The sequence below is a fragment of the Anaerolinea thermolimosa genome, from assembly GCF_001050195.2.
GTDB lineage: Bacteria > Chloroflexota > Anaerolineae > Anaerolineales > Anaerolineaceae > Anaerolinea > Anaerolinea thermolimosa.
Window position 1 is genome coordinate 1 of the sequence record NZ_DF967965.1, and the last position, 1772, is coordinate 1772.

Annotated in this window: 3 protein-coding genes; 1 reads left to right on the forward strand and 2 read right to left on the reverse strand. The window is 56.4% G+C overall.

What is annotated here, in order from left to right; genetic code table 11:
- Window positions 1-281: 281 nt before the first annotated feature.
- A complete protein-coding gene (locus ATHL_RS00005) occupies window positions 282-605 on the reverse strand; it encodes a hypothetical protein (protein WP_062188686.1) in 324 nt (107 codons plus the stop codon).
- A 201-nt stretch (window positions 606-806) separates the two neighbouring features.
- Here ATHL_RS00005 and ATHL_RS00010 point away from each other — a divergent pair, with 201 nt between their 5' ends.
- Window positions 807-1247 carry a hypothetical protein gene (locus ATHL_RS00010; protein WP_162787513.1) on the forward strand — a complete coding sequence of 147 codons (441 nt, stop codon included), beginning with the start codon at window positions 807-809 and terminating at the stop codon, window positions 1245-1247.
- 18 nt (window positions 1248-1265) lie between these two features.
- Here the strand turns inward: ATHL_RS00010 and ATHL_RS00015 are convergent, their stop codons facing one another.
- Window positions 1266-1496, reverse strand: a complete 231-nt coding sequence (locus ATHL_RS00015) for a hypothetical protein (RefSeq protein ID WP_062188688.1) — start codon at window positions 1494-1496, stop codon at window positions 1266-1268.
- Between the last annotated feature and the right edge of the window lie 276 nt (window positions 1497-1772).

The window sequence follows — 1772 nt, forward strand, 5'->3', positions numbered from 1 at the left end:
ATCGCTTACTGCCGCCGACCGTCAAAACCTTCTTTGGGCTTGGACAATTGCCTGCCCTTGCCCGCCTAACCCGAACTCACGTTAACGCTAGGGACACCCGCTTGGCGTTTCCTCCGCGATACGCCCAAACGCGCCAGCCGCATCCAGATAGGGAGGGTCATTGTCCCTAGAGTCACGCCCCCGCTGGTAGAGCGTGAAATCACCTCGCCGGAGTTGCACCGGCTTTCGCACTACGCAAGGTGGTATTGTCAAGAGGCGCGGGCGGGTAGCCCGCGCACGTGTCAGGCGCATTTCAGATAGCACTTTTCGCAGTAGGTTTTGTCGCCCACGATAAAGACGGCGGGAGCGCGGAATGGGTTGCGCAAGCGGCGGTATTTGTCCCAAAGGTCTTTGCCGCATTGCACACAGCGATAGTGCGGGTTGGGAGCCGTGGGAATGTGCGAACCAACCGGGCTTTCATGGATCACAATGGTGATAACACCCTTTTTTCGCCGCTCAACGTGAAAGCCGTTTTGTAAGGCTTTCTCTCGCAAGCGATAGCACTCCCAACCGTCTTTGCACTCCTGCATTGACCCGCCGTAGTATTGAGATTCTTGCATAGCCATCGTTACCTCCTTTTGCCCCTGTCCGTGACCAAGGGCGAATCTTGTGGATACGCCCCGTCACGGCGGGGAAAGGGGAAAGAGAAGTGCGCCTGATATTCACCTGGTAAGGTACTGGACTAAACGATCCTGCTCTTGACAACCCTTTCAAATTCGGGTATCATGTGTGTACATTATACACACAAATAACAGAGAAATGGAGAAATGATGAACAAAACTCGCAAAGATTTTCGCCTTTCCGCTTCCTCGCTCCAACGACTCCAGTGGCTTGTCGAACATACCGGAAAGAACGCCACCGACATCATCGAACTGGGCATTGAGCGGCTTTTTGCCGATGAATGGAGCACACTGCGTGCTCGGCTCATTCCGCGACAGGATGGACGATTTGATTTCGTCATCGGCGGCTTACCGCTGCTCACCATTGAGGAAAAAGCCCTGCCTCGACTGGGGAATCATCTTGCCGAGCTCCTTTCCCCTGAAGGCGGCGCAGAAAACCTGTTCGGTGTCGTTGTTCTCGCGGCTAGCGCTGCGGAGAGCCGTCTTGAAGTCCACTACGACAACATTCAGCGCCTTTTCGGCCCGTTCCTCGATACTCCAACTTTTGAAGCGGAAAGCAATATGCTTGCGGCAGAGGGGCGCGGGTAGCGCCCCTCTTTTGGCAGGTTACTTGCGGAGCATCATGACGACACTGACAGCCACCATGTAAAGGACATCGCGGGTGCGAGCAGAGAGGGTTTTTCGCTTTCCACTGAGAAAATCCTCAATCTCGGCAATGACGTCCGGATCCTTGACCCGTTGACGCACCTCTCTGACCAAAGCCGCTGTTTCGTCCTCATCAAACACCTGGCTGCCAATACGAATGCCCCGCTCCTGCCAGTCACGGTTTTTTGCCATCGCACACCTCCTGCGGATGGCTGAGGGACGATGGCAAGCCGCCCCCAGCCGTAGTTTCAGCCGGGGAAGCGGCACCGCGACGAGAAGGTCGGGTGACCTTCCCCCGTCTTTTCGAAATGGGACGGCGGAAAGTCACGCTTCCGAAAACCTTTGCTGGTTGTTAAGGTGCGTTCCAGGTTTATCCGCCTGGGCGGGCAATTTGCATGGCGGGCAGGATGGGTGTCCTGCCCGGCGGGGGTGGAGAACTAGGCGAAAAGCAGCGGCACGGGCTGAGGC